The 24,468-nt window shown below is 76.6% G+C and carries 19 protein-coding genes; 10 read left to right on the top strand and 9 right to left on the bottom strand.

The annotated features are described in order from the left end of the window. Positions 1 to 47: 47 nt before the first annotated feature. Both ABWK59_RS31900 and ABWK59_RS31895 read right to left on the bottom strand, forming a co-directional pair. Entirely contained in the window at positions 48 to 4,127 is a 4,080-nt protein-coding gene (locus ABWK59_RS31900; protein ID WP_354644136.1) for a hypothetical protein, read from the bottom strand. 559 nt (positions 4,128 to 4,686) lie between these two features. Beyond that, positions 4,687 to 5,520, bottom strand: a complete 834-nt coding sequence (locus tag ABWK59_RS31895) for an alpha/beta fold hydrolase (RefSeq protein ID WP_354644135.1) — start codon at positions 5,518 to 5,520, stop codon at positions 4,687 to 4,689. Between the two features lie 328 nt (positions 5,521 to 5,848). On the opposite strand from ABWK59_RS31895, the gene ABWK59_RS31890 reads away from it, so the two are divergent. Together ABWK59_RS31890 and ABWK59_RS31885 are read left to right on the top strand one after the other, a co-directional pair. Continuing rightward, a complete protein-coding gene (locus ABWK59_RS31890) occupies positions 5,849 to 6,949 on the top strand; it encodes a mechanosensitive ion channel family protein (RefSeq protein WP_354644134.1) in 1,101 nt (366 codons plus the stop codon). A gap of 98 nt (positions 6,950 to 7,047) precedes the next feature. Further along, the gene (locus ABWK59_RS31885; protein ID WP_420492881.1) at positions 7,048 to 7,890 is read left to right on the top strand and encodes an RNA polymerase sigma factor SigF; all 843 of its coding nucleotides are present in this window, start codon (positions 7,048 to 7,050) and stop codon (positions 7,888 to 7,890) included. Positions 7,891 to 7,982: 92 nt separating this feature from the next. On the opposite strand, the gene ABWK59_RS31880 is transcribed toward ABWK59_RS31885, so the two are convergent. Then, complete coding sequence (locus tag ABWK59_RS31880; RefSeq protein WP_354644133.1) at positions 7,983 to 8,249, bottom strand: hypothetical protein; 267 nt, start codon at positions 8,247 to 8,249, stop codon at positions 7,983 to 7,985. Positions 8,250 to 8,396: 147 nt separating this feature from the next. Between ABWK59_RS31880 and ABWK59_RS31875 the strand changes: the two genes are divergently transcribed. From ABWK59_RS31875 to ABWK59_RS31855, 5 genes are all read left to right on the top strand, one after another. Then, on the top strand, positions 8,397 to 9,650 hold the full coding sequence (locus ABWK59_RS31875) for an MFS transporter (RefSeq protein WP_354644132.1): 1,254 nt from the start codon (positions 8,397 to 8,399) through the stop codon (positions 9,648 to 9,650). Positions 9,651 to 9,882: 232 nt separating this feature from the next. After that, positions 9,883 to 11,553, top strand: a complete 1,671-nt coding sequence (locus ABWK59_RS31870; protein ID WP_354644131.1) for a TROVE domain-containing protein — start codon at positions 9,883 to 9,885, stop codon at positions 11,551 to 11,553. 85 nt (positions 11,554 to 11,638) lie between these two features. Further along, positions 11,639 to 12,163, top strand: coding sequence for a PadR family transcriptional regulator (locus ABWK59_RS31865; RefSeq protein WP_354644130.1), 525 nt, complete (start codon positions 11,639 to 11,641; stop codon positions 12,161 to 12,163). Then, complete coding sequence (locus ABWK59_RS31860; RefSeq protein WP_354644129.1) at positions 12,160 to 12,843, top strand: ABC transporter ATP-binding protein; 684 nt, start codon at positions 12,160 to 12,162, stop codon at positions 12,841 to 12,843. The genes ABWK59_RS31865 and ABWK59_RS31860 overlap by 4 nt, the downstream gene beginning before the upstream one ends. Next, positions 12,840 to 15,068: an FtsX-like permease family protein gene (locus ABWK59_RS31855; protein ID WP_354644128.1), complete on the top strand. Its 2,229-nt coding sequence runs from the start codon at positions 12,840 to 12,842 to the stop codon at positions 15,066 to 15,068. The genes ABWK59_RS31860 and ABWK59_RS31855 overlap by 4 nt, the downstream gene beginning before the upstream one ends. A 97-nt stretch (positions 15,069 to 15,165) precedes the next feature. Here ABWK59_RS31855 and ABWK59_RS31850 read toward each other — a convergent pair whose 3' ends face one another. Together ABWK59_RS31850 and ABWK59_RS31845 are read right to left on the bottom strand one after the other, a co-directional pair. Then, positions 15,166 to 15,798 carry a prolyl oligopeptidase family serine peptidase gene (locus ABWK59_RS31850; RefSeq protein WP_354644127.1) on the bottom strand — a complete coding sequence of 211 codons (633 nt, stop codon included), beginning with the start codon at positions 15,796 to 15,798 and terminating at the stop codon, positions 15,166 to 15,168. 36 nt (positions 15,799 to 15,834) lie between these two features. After that, complete coding sequence (locus ABWK59_RS31845; RefSeq protein ID WP_354644126.1) at positions 15,835 to 16,593, bottom strand: alpha/beta hydrolase; 759 nt, start codon at positions 16,591 to 16,593, stop codon at positions 15,835 to 15,837. 104 nt (positions 16,594 to 16,697) lie between these two features. Between ABWK59_RS31845 and ABWK59_RS31840 the strand changes: the two genes are divergently transcribed. Beyond that, positions 16,698 to 16,889 (top strand): hypothetical protein, encoded by a 192-nt coding sequence (locus ABWK59_RS31840; protein ID WP_354644125.1) that lies wholly within the window; start codon positions 16,698 to 16,700, stop codon positions 16,887 to 16,889. Positions 16,890 to 17,015: 126 nt separating this feature from the next. On the opposite strand, the gene ABWK59_RS31835 is transcribed toward ABWK59_RS31840, so the two are convergent. Next, positions 17,016 to 17,459, bottom strand: coding sequence for a hypothetical protein (locus tag ABWK59_RS31835; RefSeq protein ID WP_354644124.1), 444 nt, complete (start codon positions 17,457 to 17,459; stop codon positions 17,016 to 17,018). Between the two features lie 151 nt (positions 17,460 to 17,610). On the opposite strand from ABWK59_RS31835, the gene ABWK59_RS31830 reads away from it, so the two are divergent. Then, the gene (locus tag ABWK59_RS31830) at positions 17,611 to 21,357 is read left to right on the top strand and encodes a hypothetical protein (RefSeq protein WP_354644123.1); all 3,747 of its coding nucleotides are present in this window, start codon (positions 17,611 to 17,613) and stop codon (positions 21,355 to 21,357) included. A 25-nt stretch (positions 21,358 to 21,382) separates the two neighbouring features. On the opposite strand, the gene ABWK59_RS31825 is transcribed toward ABWK59_RS31830, so the two are convergent. Both ABWK59_RS31825 and ABWK59_RS31820 read right to left on the bottom strand, forming a co-directional pair. Next, positions 21,383 to 22,258 carry a DUF4253 domain-containing protein gene (locus tag ABWK59_RS31825; RefSeq protein WP_354644122.1) on the bottom strand — a complete coding sequence of 292 codons (876 nt, stop codon included), beginning with the start codon at positions 22,256 to 22,258 and terminating at the stop codon, positions 21,383 to 21,385. Beyond that, positions 22,255 to 22,779: a low temperature requirement protein A gene (locus ABWK59_RS31820; RefSeq protein WP_354644121.1), complete on the bottom strand. Its 525-nt coding sequence runs from the start codon at positions 22,777 to 22,779 to the stop codon at positions 22,255 to 22,257. The genes ABWK59_RS31825 and ABWK59_RS31820 overlap by 4 nt, the downstream gene beginning before the upstream one ends. Positions 22,780 to 23,076: 297 nt before the next feature. Here ABWK59_RS31820 and ABWK59_RS31815 point away from each other — a divergent pair, with 297 nt between their 5' ends. Then, entirely contained in the window at positions 23,077 to 23,862 is a 786-nt protein-coding gene (locus ABWK59_RS31815) for a sortase domain-bontaining protein (RefSeq protein WP_354644120.1), read from the top strand. 19 nt (positions 23,863 to 23,881) lie between these two features. Here the strand turns inward: ABWK59_RS31815 and ABWK59_RS31810 are convergent, their stop codons facing one another. Then, on the bottom strand, positions 23,882 to 24,433 hold the full coding sequence (locus tag ABWK59_RS31810; protein ID WP_354644119.1) for a GNAT family N-acetyltransferase: 552 nt from the start codon (positions 24,431 to 24,433) through the stop codon (positions 23,882 to 23,884). Positions 24,434 to 24,468: the final 35 nt, after the last annotated feature.

Below are 24,468 nucleotides of genomic sequence, written 5' to 3'. Positions count from 1 at the left end.
TCGACACCGTCCGCCTCACGCCCGTCCAGGGCTTCCGGGCGACCGGGTCACGGCCGGGAGGTGGCCCCCTGCTCCGAGCGTGCCGCCTGCCAGGCGTCGGCGAACAGGGCGGGCAATGGACGGGACGGGACCAGCACCCCGTGGGCACCGCTCGCCCGCGTCGGTGCGGCGGGCAGCAGGGCGGCCTTCGCGGCCTCGATCGGCAGCCGCGGCACCTTCAGCTCCAGCCACGGGCCCGGGAGGAACAGGCTGCGCCCGGCCCGGGACCTGCGGGCCTCGACGACGAGCCCGGCCTCGCGGACCTGCTGCTGTGCGGCCTTCAGCACGGTCGGCGACCAGCCCGTCCACTGCCGTACCAGGCGGTCGGTAGGGTCCGGCAGGGCGAGCAGCATCAGGTACAGCGCCGCGGCGTCCGCTGACAGGCCGAGGGCGTCGGCACACGCGGCGACGGCCTCCGGTGCGCTCCGGCGCGGATCCTGCTCCCAGCCCGGGGTGCGGTCGGCGTCGGCCGCCAGGTGCCGGCCGAGCGTGTCGAGGTCGCCGGAGAGCAGGATCCGCAGGTCGGTGAGGGCGGGCAGCCCGGTGCCCGAGGGCAGGGCCTGCGACGGCTGGAGGCGGTCGTAGTAGTCGTCGAGGGCGTCCAGCGCCGGGTCGTCGGCGCCGCCGAGCCGGTCCGGGCGGACCAGGACGTGCCACTGCCACAGGGCCGGGTCGTCCACCACCTCGACGCCGGTCAGGTCGGCCAGGGGCAGCGGGGACGGCGGCTCGCCCATGGCCGACCGCCGGTCGGCGGAGCACACCCGCCAGGCCGCCGAACCGGCGCGCCGGGCGGCCGCGGCCGTACGGAGGGCCGCCTCGCCGAGCGCCGGCCGCAGCGGGTGGCCGGCGGGTGTGCGGTAGGCCAGCCACGCCATCGCGTAGGGCGAGGCGTACGGCGCGGGCGCGCAGTCCGGGCTCGTCGCGGGGGCGAGGGCCGCGGCCAGCAGGGTGTCGATCCGCCGACGGCGCCTGCGGAGCCCGTCCGGGCCCGGGTCGACCGCGGGCCCGGGGCCGGCGGGGGCCCAGTCGCCCTTGGGGAAGCGGATCTCGCGTCCGGCCTGCGCCAGCAGCTCGGTGTCGACCGGGGGTGCGCCGAAGCGCTCGTGCCACCAGTCCACGGCCCGGTCGAGATCGGGCCCGTGCGTCCACAGCCGCTCCGGGTCCGCCGGGCGCAGCCGGTCCCGGATCTCTCGGAGGGCGTCGTGCCCGATCCGGGCGGCGATCTCCTTCTCGGCAACGGTCGGCTCGTTCCGGTTGTACCTGCGGACGGCGAGCAGGGCGCCCGCCTCGTCGGCCGTCAGCACGAGCCGCCGCGCCAGCTCCTCGACGGCCTCGGGGCGGGCGGGCAGCGGGCCGCGTTCGGCGAGGAGTCCGAGGTAGGCGTGCAGCCAGCGGGAGTCGGCCCGCGCGACCAGGTCGTACCGGCCCTCCACCGTGCCGCCGGCGGCGGCCAGCGGGCCGTCCTCGGGGAACGTACCCGAGGGCGCGTACTCCAGCATCGCGCAGCCGTAGGAGCCGCTGTGGAGCACCACGGCGGTGGAGAGGGCGGTGCGGTAGACGTGGCCGACCGGGGGCGAGGGCCGCCTGACCGGACACGCGACCGTGACGGTGCGCCAGCGGCCCGTCCCCTGCTCGGCGACGAACGGGAGGTCGGCGTACTCGCGCAGCCGGGTGCCCGTCACGGTGTCGCCGCGCAGCAGCTCGCTCTGCGGGTCGACGACCAGGTAGGGGAAGGCGGCGGAGGCTCCCGGGACGATGGCGCTCGGGTGGTCGAGGTCGCCGTCCCAGAGCGCGGCGTCGGCGGCGGTGGCGTGCAGCAGCCGGCCGAGTCGGACGCGGGCCGGCACCAGGGCCGGTCGGTCGGGGGCGTCCGCGGGGGATCCGGCCGTGCCGGTACCAGTGCCGGTGCCGGTGTCAGCGGCCGGATCGGTCCGCGGGGCGGCCTCGGGGGTGAGCAGCGGCAGGAGGTGGGCGAGGCCGTTGCGGCAGTTCGCGGCGATCTGCACCAGGCGGGCGAACTCGGTGCCGACCCCGTCCTCCTCGATCTCCAGGAGCCGGCCGATCCGCTGGCGGACCGGGCCCGTGACGCCGTCCCGGAACACGGAGCGCGCCTCCACCCCGCGCAGCAGCAGCTCGGCGCCCGCCCGGTCCAGCCCGTGCCCGGGTGCCGTTTCGGCCACGGCGGCCAGCAGCAGTCCGGCGACGTCCACGGCGGCGAGCCGCTCGGCCCGGTCCGGGTCGGCGAGGAGCGCGGCGGCGGCGCCGATGTGCATGAAGCGGGCGAGCATCAGCGCCAGCTCGTCCAGGTCGAGGACGGGCAGCTCGGCGAGTTCCTCGTCGCACCACTGGGCGAGGGTGTGCCGGCCGAGGTCGGTGTCCACCAGAGCGGGCACCTGGGCCCAGCCCTTGGGGTCGTGCGGCTGGTACCAGAGGTTGCTCGCGTCGCCGCCGTTGGTCAGCTCGAACTCGGCCCACAGCAGGGCCCGGATCTCGCGGGCGAACCGCGGGTCGGCGGTGACGGCGCGCAGTTCGGGGCGCGGCGCCACGGCGAGGTGGTGCAGATAGGGGTTGCCGAGCTGCGGCGGCGGGTCGACGACGGGCGCGCCCGCGGCCAGCAGCAGGTCGAGGACGTTCAGCCGGACGGTCCCGAGGCCCCGCTGGTTGCGCTCCCACCGGCTGGTCCAGGGCAGGTCCACGGGCACGCCGTCGGCGGCGATCCGTGGCGCCAGCAGCTCGGCGAGCCGGTGCAGTCCGGGGATGTTGCCCGAGCGGTACGACCGGTCGGCCAGGTCGACCAGGCGGCGCAGCCAGTCGGCGGCCCGGCCGGGTGCCGCCCCGTCGGCGCCTGCCGGTCCGGTGAGCAGGGCCAGCGCGCCGGTCCGCTCCAGATAGGTCAGGGTGGGGTCCGGCCTCAGCATCCCGGCCTGCGGGCCGGCGGCGACCACCTCGTGCGCGAGGCGGGGGAGGTCGGCGAGGACCAGGTCCCAGGCGGGTGCGGCGAGTACGGCGGTCCAGAACTCGCGGGCGGCGTCGCTCCCCAGGTCGCGGGCGGGCAGCAACCGGGCGGCCAGCCGGGCGAGTTCACGGTCGGGGTCGAGACCGGCGGCGCGGGCGATCCGCGTGATGTCCGCGGCGAGCCGGGGCCGTCGTACGCCCTCGCGGACCGTCCGTTCGGCCAGCAGGGCCAGGGTGCGGCGGGCCGCCTCCGGGGCGGCGTTCCGTCCGGTGACCTGCTTGATGCGCTCACGCAGGGCGGTGTCGCCGAGCGCGCCGGCGGCGTCCATGGCGGCGTAGCGGGCGTCCAGCCACTCCTGGTCGACGTCCTCGCCGGCGGTGCGCTCGGCGGTACGCGCCCGGCCGAACCAGGCCGCCGCGTCGGCCCGTTCGCCGCCGTGGCGCAGACACCGGTCGGCGACACCGTCCAGAAAGCAGCGCAGCAGGGCGGGCGCGGCGCCGGCGATCTCCTTCAGCAGGGCATCCACCTCGCGCTTGGTGAACACCCGCCAGGCCGAGGTGACCTGCTCCAGGCGCTCCAGGTAGTGGAGCACCTCGTCCGTCCGCGCCGGGTGTTCGGCCAGTGCCGATTCGGGGAACGGCATGCTCCCCGGGCCGGGCAGCCCGGTCGGCCGGGTGTCGACGAGCTCCCAACCCCGGTGCGCCATCAGCCGGTCGCGGTGGCGGGCCGCGTCCGCGGTGGTGAGCAGAATCCGCACCCAGTCCGGCAGCGCGGGGTGGCGGTAGCGGCGGGCCAGCAGCTCGTCGTCGTCCTCCGGATCCCGGCCCCCGGGGGCGGCGGGGACGACACCGGCCTGCGCCAGCGCGTCCTTCCAGGCGGCGTCCTCGGCGAGCACCTCCAGTACGTCGGCCGGTACCGCGACGGCCTCGCGCACCAGACGTTCGGCCTCCGCCCGGCACTCCCGTCGGTGCGCGGCGACGCCGTCGGCGAGGGCGACCAGCCGCGGCAGGCCCGCGTGGCCGACCAGCGGCGGCGGCACCTTCTTCAGCACCCGCCCTCGCTCGTTGCGGAAGACCACCCGCCCGTCCTCCAACCGTGCGCTGTACCCGTCCGCACTGATCTCCCCAGCCATGCCGCGCTCCCCGTGATGATCACCTACCGGCCCGCGCAGCTTAAGGCTTGTCTGACCATTCCCGCCGCGCGCACGACGCCGGGCATCCTCCCCCAGCCTCCGGCCGGGGGCACCCCCACCTGGACGCCCCGCCGAATCGTCCAAGGACATCCAGTACGAGGACGCTCCGGCGGCACGCCCAGCCGGGCGCCCAACGTCGCGCGCCAGGACCGCGCGCGTGGGTCGGTGCGGTACCTTGCCGTGCTCACCCGCCTCGGTGGCCGGGTGGTTGAGGATCGCCGCGACGAACCGGGCCACGGGCACGGTGGCCTGGTAGATGCTGTTCTGGTGGGTCAGCGCCCCGAGCGCCTCGCCCACGGCGGCCCGCCGGACGGCCGGGTCGGCGTCGAGCAGGCGGACCAGCGCCGACGGCAACAACCCGCCGGTCCCGGAGGGGGTTTCGAGCGCGGTCCAGTCCGTGCCGTCCAGAACGGCCCGGGGATCGGCGAGATCGCCGAGCGGGCGGTCACCGGGCGGGCGGTCACCATCCCGGCCGGCGTAGCTGTGCACGAACGGGAGACTACCGCGGGTCGGCCGTCCCGCCGCGGCCCAGGGCGACGCGGGCGATCAGCTCGGCCACCAGGGCGGGCTGGTCGACCATCAGCAGGTGGCCGGAGTCGGGGACGGTGACCAGGGTGATGCCGGGCTCGGCGTCGAGTCCGGCGACCTCCTCCTCGGCCAGGCCGATCTCGTCGTGCTCCCCGAACACGACCCAGGTGGGCACCTGCGCCGAGCGGAGCCGCGGGACCAGCGAGCCGTGCCGGTCCAGGTAGTCGAAGTAGTGGCGGATGAGGCGGCGGCACAGGCCCGTGTCGTTGTTCCGCAGGTCGGCGACCAGCACCTCGCGCCGGGCCTCGGGCAGCTGGTGGGACATCATCCGCGGGGCCAGCCGGAGCAGCGCCGTCCAGGTCAGCGCCCCGACACCGGGGACCCGGCCGATCCGGTCGGCCACGCTGAACTCGGTGGCCTCGTCGGCCCGGGAGAAGGTCGGCGAGAGCAGCACCAGCGGCCCGGAGAAGTGCCCGGCCGCGGCGGCCTCCAGCAGGATGTTGGCGCCGAAGCTGTGGCCGACGGCCGTCCCGCAGCCGTGCCGGTCGGCGAGGGCGCCGACCAGGGCGGCGTAGTTCTCCATGCTCAGGTCGCGCGGCGGCGGGGTGTGGGCGAAGCCGGGGATGGTGGCCGCGACCAGTCGGACCGGGGCGTCGGCGAGGGCGGGCTCGGCCATCACGTCCTCGTAGAAGACGGTGCTGCAGAGTCCGCCGGGGAGCAGCAGGACGCCGTGCGGCGCGTCGGCGGGTCCGGACTCGCGGATGTCCCAGGCGTCGAACTCCTCGGTCTCCTCGGTGCTGGCCACCTGCGGACCTCCGTCTCACTCCTCCGGCCGGGGGCACAGCATGCCCCGGGGGCCCGGCCGATCCGCCGACCTTGGCCCGATAGCGGCATGTCGGCACGCGTCGGCACGGCCGCCACATCCCGGGTCGGCCCCTCACCGAACCGTCGCCCCGACGAGACCTCCGTCACGGCGCCGTTTGCCGCGCCGGGCCGGGGTCAGACGGCCGGTGGGGGCGCCACGCCTCCCGGTCGGCACGCCTCCCGGTCGGCACGCGCCGCTCGGAACGCGTCGCCGGCCGCCCACGGTGCGGCCCCGTACGGGGCCGGCCTCGGTACGGGAGAGGGGAACGATGTCCTGGTGGGCTGTGCTCTGGCCGCTGCTGGCGGTCGGCGGGGTGGCGGTCGGACTGCTGCTGGTCGACCGGACGGTGGACCGGGCGGTACGGCGGGTGGGGCCGCGCCTGTCGGGTGGTCCGGTGTCCGGGGAGATGCTGCGGCGCTGCCGGATGCCGGCGCTGGGGACGCTCGCGGTGCTGCTGCTGTCGGCGGTGGAGCCGGGGCTGGGGTTGCCCGCGGGGCTGCGGCCGCCGGTGCGGCACGGGCTGCTGCTGGCGGGCCTGGCGTCGGGCGCGTGGCTGCTGTCCCGCGCGGTGGCGCTGCTGATCGACGCGTCCACCACCCGGTACGCGACCGAGAGCCGCCGGGATCCGGCCCGGATCCGGCGGGTGCGGACGCAGACCGGGATGCTGCGGCGGCTGTCCGGGGCCCTGATCGCCGTGCTGGCGCTGGCGACCGCCCTGATGACCTTCCCGGCCGTCCGGTCGGTCGGGGCGAGCCTGCTGGCCTCGGCCGGACTGCTCGGTCTGGTGGCCGGCATCGCGGCGCAGAGCGCGCTGTCCAACGTGTTCGCCGGGCTGCAGCTGGCGTTCGGCGACATGGTGCGGCTCGGGGACGAGGTGGTGGTGGCCGGTGAGTGGGGCACGGTCGAGGAGATCACCCTGACCACGGTGGTGGTCGCCACCTGGGACCAGCGGCGGATCGTCATGCCGGTGTCGTACTTCGTCGGGAAGCCGTTCGAGAACTGGTCGCGGCGCGATCCGGGGATCACCGGCACCGCCCTGCTGCACCTGGACCACCGCACGCCCGTGGACGAGCTGCGCGCGGAGTTCGACCGGGTGCTCAAGGAGGCGGTCTGGTGGGACGGTCGCGGCAGCGCCCTGCAGGTGGTGGACACCACGCCCAGCACCATCGTGGTCCGCGCGCTGATGACGGCGCGGAACGCCTCCGACGCGTTCGAGCTGCGCTGCCGGGTCCGCGAGCGGCTGATCCGGTACCTGTGCGAGCGGCACCCGCAGGCGCTGCCGCGGATCGGGGTCTCCGAGGCGCCGGACGGGACGGGAGGGGGCCGCTCCGTCCGTGAACGATCCGTGCTGGATGAGGAGGTGGCGTGAAGGGGCCGGGGGCGGTTGGCGGGGTTTCCGGCCCCTCCGGGCTGAGCCTGGCCTCTGCGGGCACACGAGCGGCCGAACGCATCCACGGAAGGAAGGCCATGGCGGTGATCACCGAATCATCCACGACCCTGCCGGATCTGCCGATGGCAGCGGACCCGTCGACGGCGGCGCCGGCCGATGCGAAGGCGCTCTCGGACACGCTGCTCCGCCGCCTGAACGCCCTGGAGGAGGGCACCCCCGAGCACGCGTACGTCCGCTCCACACTGATCGAGCTGAACCTGACCCTGGTGCGGTTCTCCGCGCAGCGGTTCCGCGGCCGGGGGCAGCCGATGGAGGACATCATCCAGGTCGGCACGGTCGGGCTGATCAAGGCGATCGACCGGTTCGACCCGGAGCGCGGCGTGGAGTTCACCACCTACGCGGTGCCCACGGTGGTCGGCGAGATCAAGCGGTACTTCCGCGACACCACCTGGGCGGTGCACGTGCCCCGGCGCCTGCAGGAGCTGCGGCTGGCGCTGGCCAAGGGTGGGGACGAGCTGGAGCAGTCGCTCGGCCGCCGGCCCACGGTGCCCGAACTCGCCACCCACCTGGAGGTGGACGAGGAGGAGGTCATCGAGGGCCTGGTGGCCGGCAACGGCCGGGTGGCCGGCCCGCTGGACACCCTCGACGGCGAGGACGAGTGCGGGGGCGCGGCCCCGGTCCGGCGGCTCGGCGGGCCCGACCCTGGTCTGGAGAAGGTGGAGAACCTGGAGTCGCTGAAGCCCGCGCTGGCCGCGCTCTGCGAACGGGACCGCACACTGCTGCACCTGCGCTTCGTCGAGGAGCTCACCCAGGCGGACATCGGCGAGCGGCTCGGCGTCTCGCAGATGCAGGTCTCCCGGCTGCTCGCCCGCACCCTCGGCGAGCTGCGCGGCGAACTGCTGGCCGACGCGGGCAGCTGACCCGGGGAAGTCCCCGTCCCCTGCTCCCTCGTCCGCCCGCCGGCCGTCCTGCACCCGGCGGACGAGGGAACGGCCCGAGGCGACAACCCCGGTCAGGCGACCGGCAGATGCGCCCGGTAGTACTTCAGCTCCCCGTCCTCGCGGACGAACTCCATGCCCGCGGCGGGCATCACGCGCTGCGACGGGAGGTTGGCGTGCTCGGTGTTCCCGCGGACGGCGGTGACGCCGAGCTCGCGGGCGTACCCGAGGACGGCCCGGACGGCACCGGTACGAACGAGGACGGCGGCCGATCCGGCGGAACCGCTGGCGGGCCGGGCCCGGCGGAGGCTACGCTCGCCCGCATGATCTCCGATCCGCACTGACAGGTCGTCCCACCGCCCCCACACCGCCCGCCCGTCGACCGGGCGCGGTTCCCCGGGGCGGTTCCGTCGGCCCGTCATGCCCGCGCGCGACCGGCCCGTTGGTGGAGCCGGCGGTCCGGCGCGCCCACCCTTCGGAGAACTCCCGTGTCACGCCCCGACCGGGGCGGCGTGTCCTACCGCGCCGTCCTGTCCCTCCCCCATGCCCGTGAGCTGTTCGCCGCCGCGATGACGGCCCGGGTCTGTTACGGCCTGCTCGGCCTGCCGCTGCTGCTCGCCCTGCGCGACGGCACCGGCTCGTACACCGTGGCCGGCGCCACGGCCGGCCTGGCCGGACTGGCCACGGCCCTGCTCGGCCCGTACCGGGCCCGGTGGGTGGAGCACCGGCCGCCGGTGCTGCTGCCACTGGCCTGCGGCTACGCCCTGCTGCTGACGGCGCTGGCCGCCGCCTGCGCAGGCCGGGCGCCGGTGCCGGTCACGGTGGGCCTCGCCCTGGCGGCGGGGGTCTGCCCGCCGCCGGTGGGGCCGCTGATGCGCACGCTGTGGGGCCGGCTCACCTCCGGCGAGGCCCAGCGCCAGACCGCGCTGAGCCTGGACACGGCGGCGGAGTCCACGGTGTTCGCGCTCGGTCCGGTGCTCGGCGGCCTGCTGGTGGCGCTGTGGTCGGCGCCGGTGGTGCTGGCGGTGGTCGCCGGGCTGGTGGTGGCCGGGTTCGGGCTGCTGGCGCGGGCGCTGCGTGGGAGCCCGGTGGAGCTGCGCGATGCGGCCGACGGGCCGGCGGCCCGGCGCCGGAGCCCGCTGCGGGCGCGGGGGTTCGTGCCGCTGCTGGTGCTGGTCCTGGCCGGCGCGGCCGCGCTGTGCCTGGTGGAGATCGCGGTGCTGGCGGCCTGGGGCACGGTGACGACCGGGGCGCTGACCACCCTGTTCTCGGTCGGCGGGGTGCTCGGCGGCCTGGCGTACGGGCGGTGGGGGACGCGCGGCGCGCTGGGTTCCCGCCCGCCGGTGGCGCTGGCGCTGGCCGGGGCGTGCTACGGGCTGCCCGCGCTGGTGTACGCGACGCCGAGCGCCGGGCTGGCCCTGCTGCTGGCCGGGGCGTGCACCGACGTCCTGCTGGTCGCGGCCTACCAGTTGGTGGACCGGCTGGTCCCGGACGGGTCGCGGACCGAGGCGAGCGCCTGGGTGAACACGGCCTACAACCTGGGCGCGGCGGCCGGGGCGGCGGCGGGCGGCGCCCTGGTGGACCACGCGGGTCCGGTACGGGCGTTCGCGGCCACGGCGGTGGTGCTACCGGCACTGGGGGCGCTGTCGGCCCTGCCGCGGGTGCGGCGGCCGCGGCCCCGGAAGGCCGCCGGGAATCCGGTCGCGGAAAATAGGGGTGCGCCGGCGAGCCGGGTCGGCTAACGTCCCGTCACACGCCTCCCGGTGCGCCGGGCCCCGGTTACTTCCTGACAACGACACCAACCGGCGCCCGCTTTCCGATCTCGGGAGGCCGTGACCCGCCGCGTTCCGGCGCGCCTCACCGCGCCCGCGGCCACCCACCCGTGCCCCGCCGCTCGCCCACGCCCTCCCGGCCCGGGCGAGCCGCGCGCCCGTTTCCCGTACCGTCCCGAAACCCTCCCAGGGGGACTTCTGCATGACCCGGTTCAACCGCCAGCGGACCAAGGCCGAGACCAGGGCAGAGATCAGCGCCGAGCTGCCCGGCCTGACGCCGGGCGGGGCGACCTCCCCGCTGTCGCTGTACGGGCAGTGGCATCCGCCGCGGCCGCGGGGCTGGGCGCCGGCGGTGGCGTTCCCGCCGCCGGTGCCGAGGAACCACGAGGGCGGGGCCGGGTTCGTCCGGGAGCCGAGGGCGGAGCTGTTCCTGCTGGCGGTGACGCACCTCGCGGGGCAGGAGTCGTTCTACGAGAGTGCGCAGGCGAGGGACGAGCGGTTCCTGCGGCTGGTCCGCCGGCTCGCGGTCGAGGAGCCCGAGTGGACGCTGGGGCTGCTGCGCTGGCTGCGTTCGACGGCGTTGATCCGGCGGGCCTCGCTGGTGGGCGCGGCGGAGTTCGTCCGGGCCCGGCAGGAGGCCGGGAAGGCCGGCTTCGCCCGGCAGGCCGTCGATGCGGTGCTGCAACGCGCTGACGAGCCGGGCGAGTTGCTGGCGTACTGGACCACCCGGTACGGCCGGCGGCTGCCGCAGCCGCTCAAGCGCGGGGTGGCCGACGCGGTCCGCCGGCTGTACACCGGCCGGGCCCTGCTGAAGTACGACACCGCGACGGCCCGCTACCGCTTCGGCGACGTCCTGGAGTTGACCCATCCGGCTCCCGCGCCGGACAAGCCCTGGCAGGGGGCGCTGTTCCGGTACGCGCTGGACCGGCGGCACCGCCGCGACCGGGCGGTGCCGCCGGCCGGGGAGCGGATGCTGCTCGCCCGGCACGCCCTCGGCGCGGTGCCGGCCGCGGAGCGGTACGCGCTGGTCACCGGGCCGGGCGGGGCGGAGCGGCTGGCGGAGGCCGGGATGACCTGGGAGGCGCTGGCGGGCTGGCTGCAGGGGCCGATGGACGCGGCGGCCTGGGAGGCGGTGATCCCCTCGATGGGGGCGATGGCGCTGGTGCGCAACCTGCGGAACTTCGACGAGGCGGGGGTCGGCGAGGAGGCGGCCGCCGCGGTCGCCCGCCGGATCTGCGACCCGGCGGAGGTGGCCCGTTCCCGGCAGTTCCCGTTCCGGTACCTGGCGGCGTACCGGCACGCGCCCTCGCCGCGCTGGCACCGGGCGCTGGAGACGGCGCTCGGCCATTCGCTGGCCAACGTCCCGGCGCTGCCCGGCCGGACGCTGGTCCTGGTGGACCGGTCGGGTTCGATGTTCGACACCCCGAGCCGGAACACCCGGCTGAACCGGGCGGACACGGCCGCGATCTTCGGTACCGCGCTGGCGGCCCGGGCCCAGGAGGCCGACCTGGTGGAGTTCGGCACCGGCAGCCGGACCGTCGCGGTGGCGCCCGGGGAGGCGGTGCTCACGGTCCTGGAGCGGTTCCACGACCTGGGCGGCACCGACACGGCCCGCGCGGTGGGGCGCCACTACCGCGACCACGACCGGGTGGTGATCGTCACCGACGAGCAGGCGTACTGGACCCCGGCCGGCGACCCGCTCGCCCCCGTCCCCGCGCACGTCCCGGTGTACACCTGGAATCTCGCCGGCTACGCCTACGGGATGTCCCCGGACGGGCCGAAGCGGTACACCTTCGGCGGGCTGGCCGACGCGGCCTTCGGGCTGATCCCGCTGCTGGAGTCCGCGGACCGTTCGGTCTGGCCCTGGGAGTAGCGGGCACCTCCAGGACGATCACCTCCGCGGACCTATTCTCGCGGTCTATACACTCGGTGTATATCCGTGGTGTAGGGTCGAAGACATGAGCGTTCCCCTGACCCTTCTCGGCCTGCTGGAGCGGGAACCGAGCCACGGATACGACCTCAAGCGCGACTACGACGCCTTCTTCGGCCGCGGCAAGCCGCTGCCCTACGGCCAGGTGTACGCCACCCTCGGCCGGCTGGCACGGGACGGCAAGGTGATGGCCGGCGAGGCCGAACCCGGCGACGGCCCCGAGCGCAAGCGGTACGTGATCACGGAGACCGGGGCGACCGAGTTCGAGACCTGGCTGCGCGAACCGGTGGCACCCGAGCCCAACCTCCAGAGCGTGCTGTTCACCAAGGTCGTCCTCGCCCTGATGCTCGGCCGCGACGCCGAGTCCTACCTGGACACCCAGCGCGCCGCCCACCTGCGGCGGATGCGCGAACTCACCGAACTCCGGCGCGGCGGACCGCTGGTCGACGCGCTCCTCGCCGACCACGGCATCTTCCACCTGGAGGCCGACTTGCGCTGGATCGACCTGACCGCCGCCCGCCTGGACGCGCTGTCCACGGAGGTGGCGCGGTGACCGCCCTGCTGGAGGCTCACGACCTGACGCTGTCCTTCGGCGAGACCCCCGCGCTGCGCGGCGCGGGCCTGGCCGTGGACGCCGGCGAGGTTCTCGCGATCATGGGGCCCAGCGGCTCCGGCAAGTCCACCCTGCTGCACTGCGCGGCGGGCATCCTCACCCCCGACGCGGGCGAGGTGCACTTCGACGGCCGGCGGATCGACACCCTCGGCGAGGCGGAGCGCAGCGCCCTGCGCCGCGACCGGTTCGGCTTCGTGTTCCAGTTCGGCCAGCTGGTGCCCGAGTTGACCGCCGAGGAGAACGTGGCCCTGCCGCTGCTGCTGAGCGGCACCCGGCGGGCGGCCGCGCTGGCCCAGGCCCGGCCGTGGTTCGCGCGGCTCGGTCTGGACGGGTTGGAGGGGCGCCGGTCCGGTGAGCTGTCGGGCGGTCAGGCGCAGCGGGTGGCGCTCGCCCGCGGCCTGGTGACCCGTCCGCGGGTGCTGTTCGCGGACGAGCCGACCGGCGCTCTGGACTCGCTCACCGGGGAGCAGGTGATGGAGCTGATGGTGGACGCGGCCCGGGGGCAGGGCACCGCAGTCGTCCTGGTGACCCACGAGGCCCGGGTGGCGGCCTACGCGGACCGTGAGGTGATCGTCCGGGACGGCCGGTCCACCGCGCTCTCCACCGGGGTCGCCTCGTGATCGCCTTCGCTTTGCGGCTCGCCGTGAGCGGCGGGCGGGAGGCGGTCGCCCGACTGTTCATGATCACTGCCGCGGTGGCGGTCGGGGTGGGGCTGCTGCTGTCCACCCTCGCCGGGATCAGCGCCGTGGAGCGGTCGAACGAGCGTCAGCTCTGGTTCAACACCGGGGCGGCCAGCCGGACCGGGACCGCGCCGGTGGACCCGCTCTGGTGGCGGGCCCACGAGGACCACGTCGGCGGCAAGCCGGTCTTCGAGGTGGACGTGGCCGCCACCGGTGCGAGTTCGCCGGTCCCGCCGGGCCTGGCCTCGGTGCCGGCCGCCGGGGAGTACCTGGCCTCGCCGGGGCTGGCCGAGCTGCTGCACCGGATGCCGGCCGACCAACTGGCCGACCGGTTCCCGGGCCGGCTCACGGGCGTCATCGGCGACGAGGCCCTGCCCTCGCCGGACTCGCTGGTGGCCGTGATCGGCCGGACCCCGGCCGAGGTCCAGGCCGCACCGGGGGCTCGGGCGGTCACCACCATCGCCGCCGCGCTCCCGCCGTCCTGCGCCAACGACTGCCCGGGCCACGGGGTCCGCGGCGACGCCATGACGCTGATCCTCTCGGTGGTGGCCGGTGCGCTGATCTTCCCGGTGCTGATCTTCATCGGGACGGCGACCCGGCTGTCGGCCGCCACCCGCGAGCAACGGTTCGCCGCGATGCGGCTGGTCGGCGCCACCCCGGGGCAGGTCTCGGTGATCTCGGCGGTGGAGTCCACGCTGGCCGCGGCGGCCGGCACGGTGGTCGGTGTGGGGCTGTTCTACGTGCTGCGCCCGCTGGTGGCCACCGTCCCGTTCACCGGGGACCGGTTCTTCCCCGACGACCTGCGGCTGACGGCCGTCCAGCTGCTGGCGGTGGCCCTGGGGGTGCCGGTGGCGGCGGCGGTCGCGGCCCGGCTGGCGCTGCGCCGGGTGACCGTCTCCCCGCTGGGGGTGAGCCGCCGGGTGACGCCGCGTCCGCCCCGGGCGTGGCGGCTGGTGCCGCTGCTGGCCGGACTGGGCGAGCTGGCGTGGTTCCTCGACCGCCGTCCGGCGAGCACCGACGGGCAGACGGCCGCCTACCTGACCGGAATCCTGCTGGTGATGCTGGGTCTGGTGGTCGCCGGGCCGTGGCTCACCCTGGCCGGTGCCCGGGCGGTGGCCCGGTGGACCAGCCGCCCGGCCTCGCTGATCGCCGTGCGGCGTCTCGCGGACGACCCGAAGGCCGGCTTCCGCTCGGTCAGCGGCCTGGTGCTGGCGCTGTACGTCACCACCGTGACGGTGGCCGTCATCGGCACGATCAACGCCAACCGCGGGGCTCTGAGCGGCGACCCGGCCACCCGGATGGCGGTGGAGCACGGCGCCATGGTGGAGGAGCCGCCGATGGCGGCCGCGCTCCCGGCCGGGCTCGAGGCACAGTTGAGGGCCGTCGACGGGTTCCGCGGCCTGGCGGTGGCCCACGCCAACCCTGCCTGGATCGGCAAGGACCCGGCCGAGCCGGTCCCGTGGGCCCCCGCGCTGGTGCTCTGCGCCGACCTGGCGCAGACCCCGGTGGTCGGCCGTTGCCCGGCCGGGGCGAGCGTGGCGGAGGTGCCGCAGTTCGCCTTCCTCGACCTGGAGTCGAACGCGGACCAGGAGTGGCCGGCCGCCCCGATCGGCGTGGAGGAGGCCGCCGCGCTGCCCGTGCAACTGGTGTACGCGACCACGGACGGCACCACCGGGGCCATGGAGCGGACCCGGACGGTGCTCACCCGGGCGTTCCCGCACCAGGCTTCCCGGACGGTCGCCGACCGGGGGTCGGACCAGCAGCGGCAGCTGGCCGGCTTCCGCCAACTGGCGAACGTCGTCCTGCTGACCACCCTGCCGATCGCCGGCTGCAGCCTCGCCGTGAGCGTGGTCGCCGGCCTGTCGGACCGGCGGCGGCCGTTCGCGATGCTGCGGCTCACCGGCGCGCCGCTGGGCCTGCTGCGGCGGGTGATCGCCCTGGAGAGCGCGCTGCCGCTGCTGGCGGTGGCTCTGGTCTCGGTGGGGACGGGGTTGGCGGCTTCGGCGATGTTCCTGAAGTCCCAGATGCACTACGACCTGGTGCCGCCCGGCGTGGCGTTCTACGGCCTGGCGGCCGTGGGGCTGGCCGCGTCGCTGGGGATCATCGCCTCGACCCTGCCGCTCCTGCGCCGCATCACGGGGCCGGAGGCCGCCCGCAACGGCTGAACCGGCCGGCCACCGGCAACCGGCCGGCGCCAGGGACGCGTGGGGGCACCTCCGTGGTTCACGGCGGCAACCGGCAGACCCCTCGGCGGTCCCCCGTTCAGCCCGACAGGCCGTGCTCCGGGTCCGGGGTGAGCCCCAGGGACCAGCAGCAGAAGGCGAGTTCGTCGGTGTCCTGGTCGATCAGGGCGGTGCGGGTGGTGCCGCCGCCGTGGCCGGAGTCGCGGAGCGGGAGCAGCAGGTACGGGCCGCCGTCGGGGGCGTCGGCCTGGAGGCGGGCGACCATCTTCAGCGGGTCGTGGGGTGGTGCGTTGCGGTCCCCGAGGGCGGCGGCGAAGGCGGTCACCGGGTACCGGCGGCCGGCGCGGACGTTGTGGTACGGGGAGTACCCGGCCAGGTAGGCGCACTCCTCGGGGTCCTCGGGCGAGCCGTACTCCACGGTGGCGGCGGCCAGGTGGCCGAAGTACGGGAAGCGCAGCATGTCCAGCAGCGGCACCCGGCTGAAGACCGCGCCGAAGGCGTCGGGGGCCTGCATCGCGGTGACCGCGACCAGCAGGCCCCCGTTGCTGTTGCCGCGGGAGACCAGTCGCCCGGGCGTGGTGTAGCCGGCGGTCACCAGGGCGCGGGCGGCGGGACGGGCAGGCGTGACGGGGACGGCACGGACGGCGGGTGCACGGAGGGCTCTCCTGGGCTGGTGGGTTCGGAACCGGCCTGGTCGAGCCGGGTTCGGCATCCTAGGACACGGTGCCGCCGCGGGCCGCCCGCGGTCTCAGGCGCCGACCGGGTCCGGCCGGTCGAGGCGGTGGCCGGGGGCCCGGTCGAGCCGCTCGGCCACCAGGCGGACCACCCGGGCCCGGTCGGCGGGCCGCTCGGAGAGCCAGAGGCCGAGGATGTGCGGGGAGCCGGGCAGGGTGACCGTGATCAGGTCGGCGCGGGTGCCGAGCGCGGCCTCCACGGCCTCGGTCACCTCGGGCGGGATCACCTCGTCCCGTTCGGGGAGCAGCAGGACAGCCGGGCCCGTGTAGCCGGCGAGGACGGGGAACACCGGGCTGGTACGCCAGCTGTCCGGGTCGCGGAGGATGCCGGTGAAGCCGTGCCCGAACCGCACCGGCCAGGCCTCACGGGCGTAGGCGGCGGGCGCGGCGAGGACGATCGCGGCGACCCGCGGGCCGAGGTGGTGGAGCAGGTCGGCCACGGTCTGGCCGCTCATGCTGAAGCCCACCAGGACCAGCGGCCCGGCCGGCGCGAACTCCTCGATCACGCTGCGGGCCTGGCGGTAGCGGCGCTCCAGGCTGAGCTCGGCGAGTTCGCCGGTGCTGTCGCCGTGGCCGGAGAAGTCGAAGGCCAGCGTATGGTGGCCGCCCGCCGCGAACTCCCGGGCCAGCGGCACGTTCCGGGCCCGGTTGCCGTTCCCGGCGCCGTGCATCAGCACCACCCGCTCGGCCCGTACCGGCACCCCCGCCGCCGGGGCGACGGCCGTGCAGCCGAGCGCCTCACCGTCCGCGTGGTGCACGAACACCCTCTCCACCGCGTCCCCTCCCCTGGGCCGGAATCGGGTTGCCCCGGCCCGAGGGTAGCGCGCTACCGTTCGGCCGCGGAGGAAGATTCGGGCAGGAGAGGCAGGGGCGCGGCGTGGGGGGACGGCGGCGGTACGTGGCCCGGGGTGTGCCGGGCGGGTACCGGATCTGGGACAACACGGTCCGCCGGTGGTGGGGCGACCTGTACGAGCACTGCCCGGACGGCCTGCTCGCCGAACTCAACGGCCGGGCCGACCCGGCGGCGATCACCGCACTGCTGAGGCACTACCGGGCGCTGCGCCGCTGAGCGGACACCCCGCCCCGGAGGACCCGGACGGCGCCGGGGCCCGGCGACGCGTCCTCCGCGCGTCGCCGGGCCCCGGCCGCTCCCCCGCCGGGCCGCCCCGTGTCGGCCCGGCCCCTCTCCCTGCGGTCAGCAGGTGGGGATCGCGTTCCCCCAGTCGTCCTTCGCCTCGTCGTTGCCCCAGTTGGACAGGTAGTAGGCCGAGACGTAGGCCGGCCCGCTGCCCCAGAGGTTGGTGTCCAGGTCGGTCTTCAGCCACCAGTGGTTGTAGTTGCCGGAGGAGTCCCGCACCTCGTCGCCCCACTTCTTGCAGTACACGTAGTTCTGCTGCGCGTTGAGGTACCCGCGCAGCTTGCAGCGCGCGTGCCAGCCGTAGGTGAGGCAGTCGGTGTAGTTGTAGCCGTTCGCCGTGGCGAACGTGGTGACCCGGTACGTCGCCGTGACCGCGGCCGGCGCCGGGGCCGGGGCGGCCTCCGCGGGGGCGGCGAGGGCGGGCACGGCGAGCGCCGCGAGGAGCCCGGCGACCCCGAGCACGGACGCCCTGCGGGCCTGTCGGGTGAGGGTGGTGCGCATGGCAACTCTCCTTCGTGGAAGGGTCCTGACGGCCTGGACAGCGGCCGCGGCACCATGTCTAATCGGCCCGGAAGTTGTCCGGCAGGGGAGCCGGGACCGGACAGACAACGCTGGTCAACGGGGGTGCGGTGTGGGTCGTCCGGAGAAGCCGTTGGATCCGGACGGCGGCCCGGCGGCGGCCCTCGCCCGGGAGCTGCGGCGCCTGCGCGAGCAGGCCGGCCGCCCGGGGTACCGGGCGATGGCGCAGCGGGTCCACTACTCCGCGAGCACCCTCGCCGAGGCGGCCACCGGGCAGCGGCTGCCCTCGCTGGAGGTCACCCTGGCGTACGCGGCGGCCTGCGGCGGTGACGGCGCGTACTGGCGGGCCCGTTGGGACGCGGCCGCGGCGGAGGCCGGGGCCGCGGCCGGGGGCGAGGTGGCGGGCGGAGGGCCGGGCGGGGCCCCGGGAGCAGTGGGCGGGCACCCGTGCCCGTACCAGGGGCTGGCGGTGTTCCAGCCGGAGCACGCCGGGCTGTTCTTCGGCCGGACCCGGATCGCCGAGCGCCTTCGCGAGCGGGTCGAACGGCTGCCGCTGGTGGGCCTGTTCGGGGCGTCCGGAAGCGGGAAGTCCTCGCTGCTGCGGGCGGGCCTGGTGGGTGCGCTGGAGGCGGACCCGGCCGGGGCCGACCGCTGGCGGACGGTGCTGATGACCCCGACCGCGCACCCGCTGGGCGAGTTGTCCGACCGGATCGCGAAGTTGTCCGGCGGCGATCCGGCCGCCCTGCACGAGGAGTTGGCGCGGGATCCGGCGGCGCTGGACATCGCCGTCCGGGGTGCGTTGGCCACCGGACCGGCCGGGACCCGTGTGCTGCTGGTGGTGGACCAGTTCGAGGAGGTCTTCACGCTGTGCGCCGACGAGGCCGAGGCCGCCCGCTTCGTCGACCTGCTGCTGGACGCCGCGCTGGGGCCCGGCCGGCGCACGACCGTGGTGCTGGGGGTGCGGGCCGACCTGCTCGGCCGGGTCACCCGCCATCCGCGGCTGACCGAGGCGCTCGGGGGCGAGGCGCAGCTGCTGGTGGGCCCGCCGTCCGCCGAGGAGCTGCGGGAGATCGTGGAGCGGCCGGCCGAGGCGGCGGGGCTGCGGGCGCATCCCGAGCTGGTCGCCGTGGTGCTGGCCGACGCGGCGGAGCAACCCGGCTCGCTGCCGCTGGTGTCGCACGCGCTGCGGGAGACCTGGCGGCAGCGGGAGGGCGACGGGCTGACGGCGGCGGCGTACCGGGCGTGCGGCGGGGTCCGGGGGGCGCTCGCGCAGACGGCCGAGGCGGTGTACGGCGGGCTCGGCCGGCCGCGGCAGGAGGTCGCCCGCCGGGTGCTGCTCCGGCTGGCCGCGCTCGGCGACGGCACGGTGGACACCCGGCGGCCGATCGACCGGGCCGAACTCGCGGGCCTCGCCGCGGCGGAGGTGGTCGACGGGGTCCTGGAGGCGCTGTCGGAGGCGCGGCTGGCGGTGCTGGACGGCGGGACCGTCCAGCTCGCGCACGAGGCGCTGATCCGGGCCTGGCCGCGGCTGCACCGCTGGTTGACCGACGACCGGGCGAGCCTGCTGGTGCACCGGCGGCTGACCGGCGCGGCCCAGGCCTGGCAGGGGCTCGGCCGGGATCCCGGGGCGCTGTACCGGGGTGCGCAGTTGCAGGCCGCGCTGGCGTGGGCGGCGGACCGTCCGGGTGACGCGAACGCCGGCGAGGCGGAGTTCCTGCGGGCCGGGGTCGAACGGGAGGCGGCCGAGGAGCGGGCGGCCCGGCGGCGGACCCGGGTGCTGCAGCGGCTGACCGCCTGCACCGCGGTGCTGCTGGTGCTGGCGCTGCTGGGCGGGGCGGTGGTGTTCCGGCAGCGGGAGGACGCCCGGCGGCGGCAGACCGCGGCGCTGGCGGCCGAGTTGGCGCTGCGGTCGCGGTCGCTGCCGGCGGCGGAGCGGACGCTGGCCGGGCTGCTGGCGGTCGCCGCCGACGGGCTGCGGTCGGACGCCGACACCCGGGGCGCGGTGCTGAGCGCGGCGGCGGCGCCGCGCCGTACGGAGTTCGGCACGCCCGGGGTGCCGGTGTACTCGGTGGAGCTGGGCCCGGACCGGACGCTGCTGGCCTCCGGCGGCGGCGACGGATCGGTCCGGCTGTGGGATCCGGCCACCGGCGCCGCGGTGGCCGAACTGGGCGGCCGTCAGGGCCTCGTCCAGCACGTGCGGTTCAGCGCCGACGGGCGGCTGATCGCCTCGAACGGGATCGACGGCGCGAGCGGCTCGGTGGTGCTGTGGGACGTGGCGGAGCGCCGCGAGACGTTCCGGCTGACCGAGCCCGGTCTCGGACGCGGGTTCGCGCTCGGCCCGGACGGCGAGCGGGTGGCGGTCGCCGCGGAGGGCGGCTCGGTGCTGGTGCTGGAGCCGGCGACCGGTCGGCGGACGGTGTTGCGGCCGGGCGGGGCGGCGGTCACCTCGTTGGCGTTCAGCCCGGACGGCGGGCTGCTGGCCGCGGTCTCCGGGGGCGAGGGCCCGGCGGTCTTCGACGCCGTCTCGGGCGCGCTGGTGGCCCGGCTGCCGGCGGCGGGGGCGGACACGCTGGCCTTCGGTCCGGCCGGGCGGGTCCTGGCCGCCTCGGCCGACGACCGGGGGCTGAGCCTGTGGGACCTCGGCGGTCCTGAGCCGGTGTCGGTGGCGCCGCCGGCCCTGGCAGGCTCCTACGCCTGGTCGCTGTCGGCGCCGGCGGGCGACCGGATCGCGGTGGCGGACGAGGCCGGGACGGTGCACCTGTGGGACTACCGCAGCGGCGTCCGGCTCGGCTCGTACCCGGACCGCGGGCGCAGCGAGACGGTGTCGGTGGCGCTCACCCCGGACGGCACGGTGCTGGCGTCGGCCGGGTACAACGGCTCGATCGTGGTGCACCGGTTGGCCGAGGAGCCGTTCGGCGGGTTCAGCGCGCGGGTGGCCGACCTGAGGGTCAGTCCGGACGGGACGACGGTGGCGAGCGCGGGCAGCGACCGGGCGGTGCGCCTGTGGGACCGGACCGGACGGCCGCTGGGTGTCCTGGACGGCCACCCGGACGAGGTCGCGGCCGTGGCCTTCAGCCCGGACGGGCGGCTGCTGGCGGCGGTGACCCGCAACCGGCGGGTGGTGCTGTGGGACGTGGCCGGGCGCCGGCGGATCGGTGACGCGCTCGGGCCGTTCGGGTTCGGCGCGGCGACCTCGGTGGCCTTCTCCCCGGACGGCGGGCTGCTGGCGGTCGCCGCGCTCGGCCTGTTCGCCTGGGACGTGCGCGACCCGGCCGCGCCGGTGGACGTCGGCTCCCGGTACCCGTCCCGGCTGGTCACCTCGGTGGCCTTCGCCCCGGACGGCGGCCGGCTGCTCGGGGTCGGCCCGTCCGGGCGGCTGACCGTGTGGGACACCGGGTCGGGGGCCGTGCTGAGCCGGGAGGACACCGGTCAGGGCGCCGTCCAGGTGCTGGCCGTCGGTCCGGACGGCGGCCTGCTGGCCACGGCGGGCGACGGCCGGACGGTGCTCCTGCGGGACGGTCGGACCGGGCAGGTCCGGGCCCGGCTGGACGGGCCGGGCGGCGCGGTCCAGGCCCTGGCGTTCAGCGCGGACGGACGCCGGCTCGCCGCGGCCGGGGACGACGGCGCGGTCCTGGTCTGGGAGGTGGCCGACGGCACCCGCTGGGCGATGCTGACCGGGCACACGGCCCGGGTCCGCGCCCTGGCCTTCACCGCCGACGGGTCGCTGCTCTCCGGCGCGGAGGACGGCCGGATCGTCCGGTGGCCGCTCGACCCGCGGGCCGCCGCCGACGGGCTGTGCCGGGCGGCCGGGCGGGGGTTGACCCGGCAGGAGTGGGCGGAGCACCTCCCGTCGGTGGCCTACCGGCAGGTCTGCGGGTGAAAGGTTGACGGCGGCGGCGTACGGGTCAGTCCCACCAGAAGCACCAGGAGGGCTGGTCGAGGACGGCCTCGGCGGCGTACGCGGCCAGGGTGCCGCTGCCCTGCAGGATGCCGTCCGGGCAGAAGGCGAAGTGCTCGGCGGCCAGGGCCAGGGCGTGCTCCGGTGTGCGGGGCGGCGCGGCCACCGAGAGGTGCAGCGTGTCGTCGGTGAGGGCGATCAGCCGGGCGCCGTACCGGTCCTCCCAGCGGCGCAGCACGGCGGTGTACGGCGCGGGGTCGGTGTGGAGGTTGACCTGGCCGGTCCAGCCGACGGCGGTGAGCACGTCGGCGCCGCGGGGGGCGGGTGCGAGGCCGAGCCGGGGGTGGATCAGGGTGCCGGCGGCGAGCAGGGCGTCGGCCAGGTCGGCGGCGGTGGCCTCGGGGTCGGTGCCGGCGAGGGCGCAAGGGGCGGCCGGGCCGGGCCACCGCGGGCCGAAGGGGGCGAGGGTCAGCGGGCGGCCCCGGTCGTCCAGCTCGTCCTCGCCGTCGTCCGGGACGTACCGGGGCCAGGCCTCGGCGAGCACCCGGTCGGCGTCGAAGGCGTCCGGGTCGGTGACGAACCGCGGGGCGAGGCGGCCGCGCCAGGGCACCTCCTCGCGGGGGCCGCGCTCGTAGCCGGTGCCGCCGCCGAGCAGCAGCGGGTACCGGCCGGTGCCCCGGGTGGCGGCCGCGAGGCGGGCCCACTGCCCGGGCTCGGCGGGCGTGTCCGAGCACCACATCAGCGGCACCGCCGACCGCCCGTGCAGGGTCGCGTGGCAGAGCCGTCCGGGCGGCAGGTCGAGCCCGAGGGCGCGGCCGGTCGGGTCCGCCCGCAAGGGGTCCAGCGGGGAGGGGCGGGATGCCCTGCGCCATGGCCGTCTCATGCGGCCCGACCGTAGCCGGGGGCACCGACAGCGCCGACACCCGTCGGCCGCGCGGGCGTCCCCGCGGACCGTCGGGTCCACGGGGCCGCGGGTGCGGGGCGTGCGGGCGTGCGGGCGTGCGGGGGCGGGTCAGTACGAGGTGGTGACGGTGACGCCGTCGAAGCCCGGCCGCCGAGCCAGCGCAGCACCACGTACGAGACGGCGAACGCCACGGCGTGCTCGGTCCGGATGTCCGGCACGGCGGCGACCATCACCGCCAGGCCGAGCATCGCGACCACCAGGCTCGGGTCCCACTCCTGGCGGGCCTCGATGTTGCCGTAGACGGTGAAGCAGACCCAGGTGGTCCAGAACGCCAGGTAGAGCAGCGCGTACAGGGCGAGGTCGCCCGGCGCGGGACCGTCGTGCAGCAGGTGGGAGAGCTGCAGCACACCCGCGACCACGACCAGGTCGAAGAACAGCTCGGTCCAGGAGGCGTGCCGCTCGCCGGCCGGCCGCGGCCCGCCTGCGGTCTCAGCGGTCACCCGGCGATCCTCGCCCGCGGAACGCCCGGAGGCCCGGCGGCGCCCCGGGGCGGGTCGCGGACTCATCCGCCCGAACGGGAGCCCGCCACCGCCCGGGGCCAGCATGGATAGGGACCTCGGAGCAGGGCCTCGGACCGGGGCCTCCGGCCGCCGAACAGCAGCCGAACATCACAAGAAGCGAACATTCGGCCGGTCACGGCCCTCCGACCCGTCGCCGACCGGGTCCGGCGAGGCACCATGGGCCGCGCCCGACCCGTCCGGCCCGTCCCACCCGTCCGACCCGCAGGAACGTCCCCGATGTCCGCACCGCGCATCCTCGCCACCGCGCTCGCCGGCGCGGCCCTCGCCGTACTCGCGGGCTGCGCGAGCGGCGGCGGCCCGACGGCCGACCGTCCGGCGGCCACGACCTCCACGCCGGCCTCCGCCCCGGCCTCGACCCCGGCGTCCATCCCGGCCTCGCCCCCGGCCGAGCCGTCCACGAGCGCTCCGCCGACCTCGGCGGCCCCCGCGACACCCTCGGCCCCAGCGGCCCCGGCGACCCCTTCCGCCCCGGACACCGCCGACGCCCGGACCGAGGCCGCCACGCTCGCCATCCCCTCGATCGGGCTGAGCGGCCTCCGGGTGGTCCCCTACCAGGGCACCACCGACGACCGGGCCGGTACCCGGATCCAGGACGGCGGCGTGGGCGCCAGCCCGTACGGCCCGGGGGGCGGCGTGGGCCCGGGCGAGGTGGGCAACTACCTGGTCACCGCCCACCGGCTCTCGGCCGGCGGCCCGCTGAACCGGCTGCCCGCGGTGCGCAACGGCGACATCGTCCTGGTCACCCTGGGCGGCACCGAGTACGAGTACGTGATCACCGACACCCGGAGCACCTCGTTCCGCTCCGAGCAGTCGCTGGCGGAGCAGCGGGCGGCCGTTCCGGGGCGGCCGGGCGAGCCGGCGGTCCGGCCGATGATCACGATCTCGACCTGTGCCACCCCGGAGGACAACGCCGCCGGCAACCGCTGGCGGGACGCCAACGGCAACCCCGAGCACCGGATCGACAAGGTCGGCGTCCTCCAGGACTCCCGCCCGGCCTCCTGACCGCCCGCGCCCCCGGGGTTCAGCCCCGGGCGGCCTCCCACTCGGAGCGCAGCAGGCCGAACAGCACCCGGTCGTACCGCTCGCCGCCCATCAGCACGGCCTCCCGGCGGCGGCCCTCCTCGCGGAACCCGAGCTTGCCGAACGCCCGGACGGCCCGCTCGTTGCCGCTCCAGGTGTCCAGCTCCAGCCGGCGCAGCCCGTACGCGCCGAAGAGGTGGTCCACCAGCAGGCCGAGAGCCTCGGAGCCGTGGCCGCGGCCCCAGAACTCCGGCTCGCCGATGGTCACCCCGAGGGTGGCCACCCCTGCGTACGGGTCGAGGTCGCGGTAGTCGGCCATCCCGATCACCCGGCCGTCGGTGCGGTCCTCCACGGTGAGGACGGCCGCCTCCCGCGGGACGAGCCGCAGCAGCGCGTCGAAGGTGAGCCCGATGGCCTCCGCCGTGACGGGCCCGAAGCACGGGTCCCCCGCCGCCGACCACTTCACCACCTCGGGGTCGTTCCGCCACCGCAGGTGGTCCTCGGCATCCTCCGCGCGCAGCGCCCGCAGCCTGGTCAGCTTCCCCTCGATCATGATCACATCATAGGGCCGCACCCTGACGCACCCTC

This window comes from Kitasatospora sp. HUAS MG31 (genome assembly GCF_040571325.1).
In the GTDB taxonomy this organism is placed as follows: Bacteria; Actinomycetota; Actinomycetes; order Streptomycetales; family Streptomycetaceae; genus Kitasatospora; species Kitasatospora camelliae.
This window is presented reverse-complemented; position numbering and strand designations above follow the sequence as displayed.

What these genes read in the sequence shown, in the direction of transcription:
- ABWK59_RS31865 (WP_354644130.1), top strand. Translation starts at nt 11,639, where the DNA reads ATGAGCGTTCCCCTGACCCTTCTCGGCCTGCTGGAGCGGGAACCGAGC.
- ABWK59_RS31885 (WP_420492881.1), top strand. Translation starts at nt 7,048, where the DNA reads ATGGCGGTGATCACCGAATCATCCACGACCCTGCCGGATCTGCCGATG.
- ABWK59_RS31815 (WP_354644120.1), top strand. Translation starts at nt 23,077, where the DNA reads ATGTCCGCACCGCGCATCCTCGCCACCGCGCTCGCCGGCGCGGCCCTC.
- ABWK59_RS31850 (WP_354644127.1), bottom strand. Translation starts at nt 15,798, where the DNA reads ATGCCGAACCCGGCTCGACCAGGCCGGTTCCGAACCCACCAGCCCAGG.
- ABWK59_RS31810 (WP_354644119.1), bottom strand. Translation starts at nt 24,433, where the DNA reads ATGATCGAGGGGAAGCTGACCAGGCTGCGGGCGCTGCGCGCGGAGGAT.
- ABWK59_RS31890 (WP_354644134.1), top strand. Translation starts at nt 5,849, where the DNA reads ATGTCCTGGTGGGCTGTGCTCTGGCCGCTGCTGGCGGTCGGCGGGGTG.
- ABWK59_RS31870 (WP_354644131.1), top strand. Translation starts at nt 9,883, where the DNA reads ATGACCCGGTTCAACCGCCAGCGGACCAAGGCCGAGACCAGGGCAGAG.
- ABWK59_RS31900 (WP_354644136.1), bottom strand. Translation starts at nt 4,127, where the DNA reads ATGGCTGGGGAGATCAGTGCGGACGGGTACAGCGCACGGTTGGAGGAC.
- ABWK59_RS31825 (WP_354644122.1), bottom strand. Translation starts at nt 22,258, where the DNA reads ATGAGACGGCCATGGCGCAGGGCATCCCGCCCCTCCCCGCTGGACCCC.
- ABWK59_RS31835 (WP_354644124.1), bottom strand. Translation starts at nt 17,459, where the DNA reads ATGCGCACCACCCTCACCCGACAGGCCCGCAGGGCGTCCGTGCTCGGG.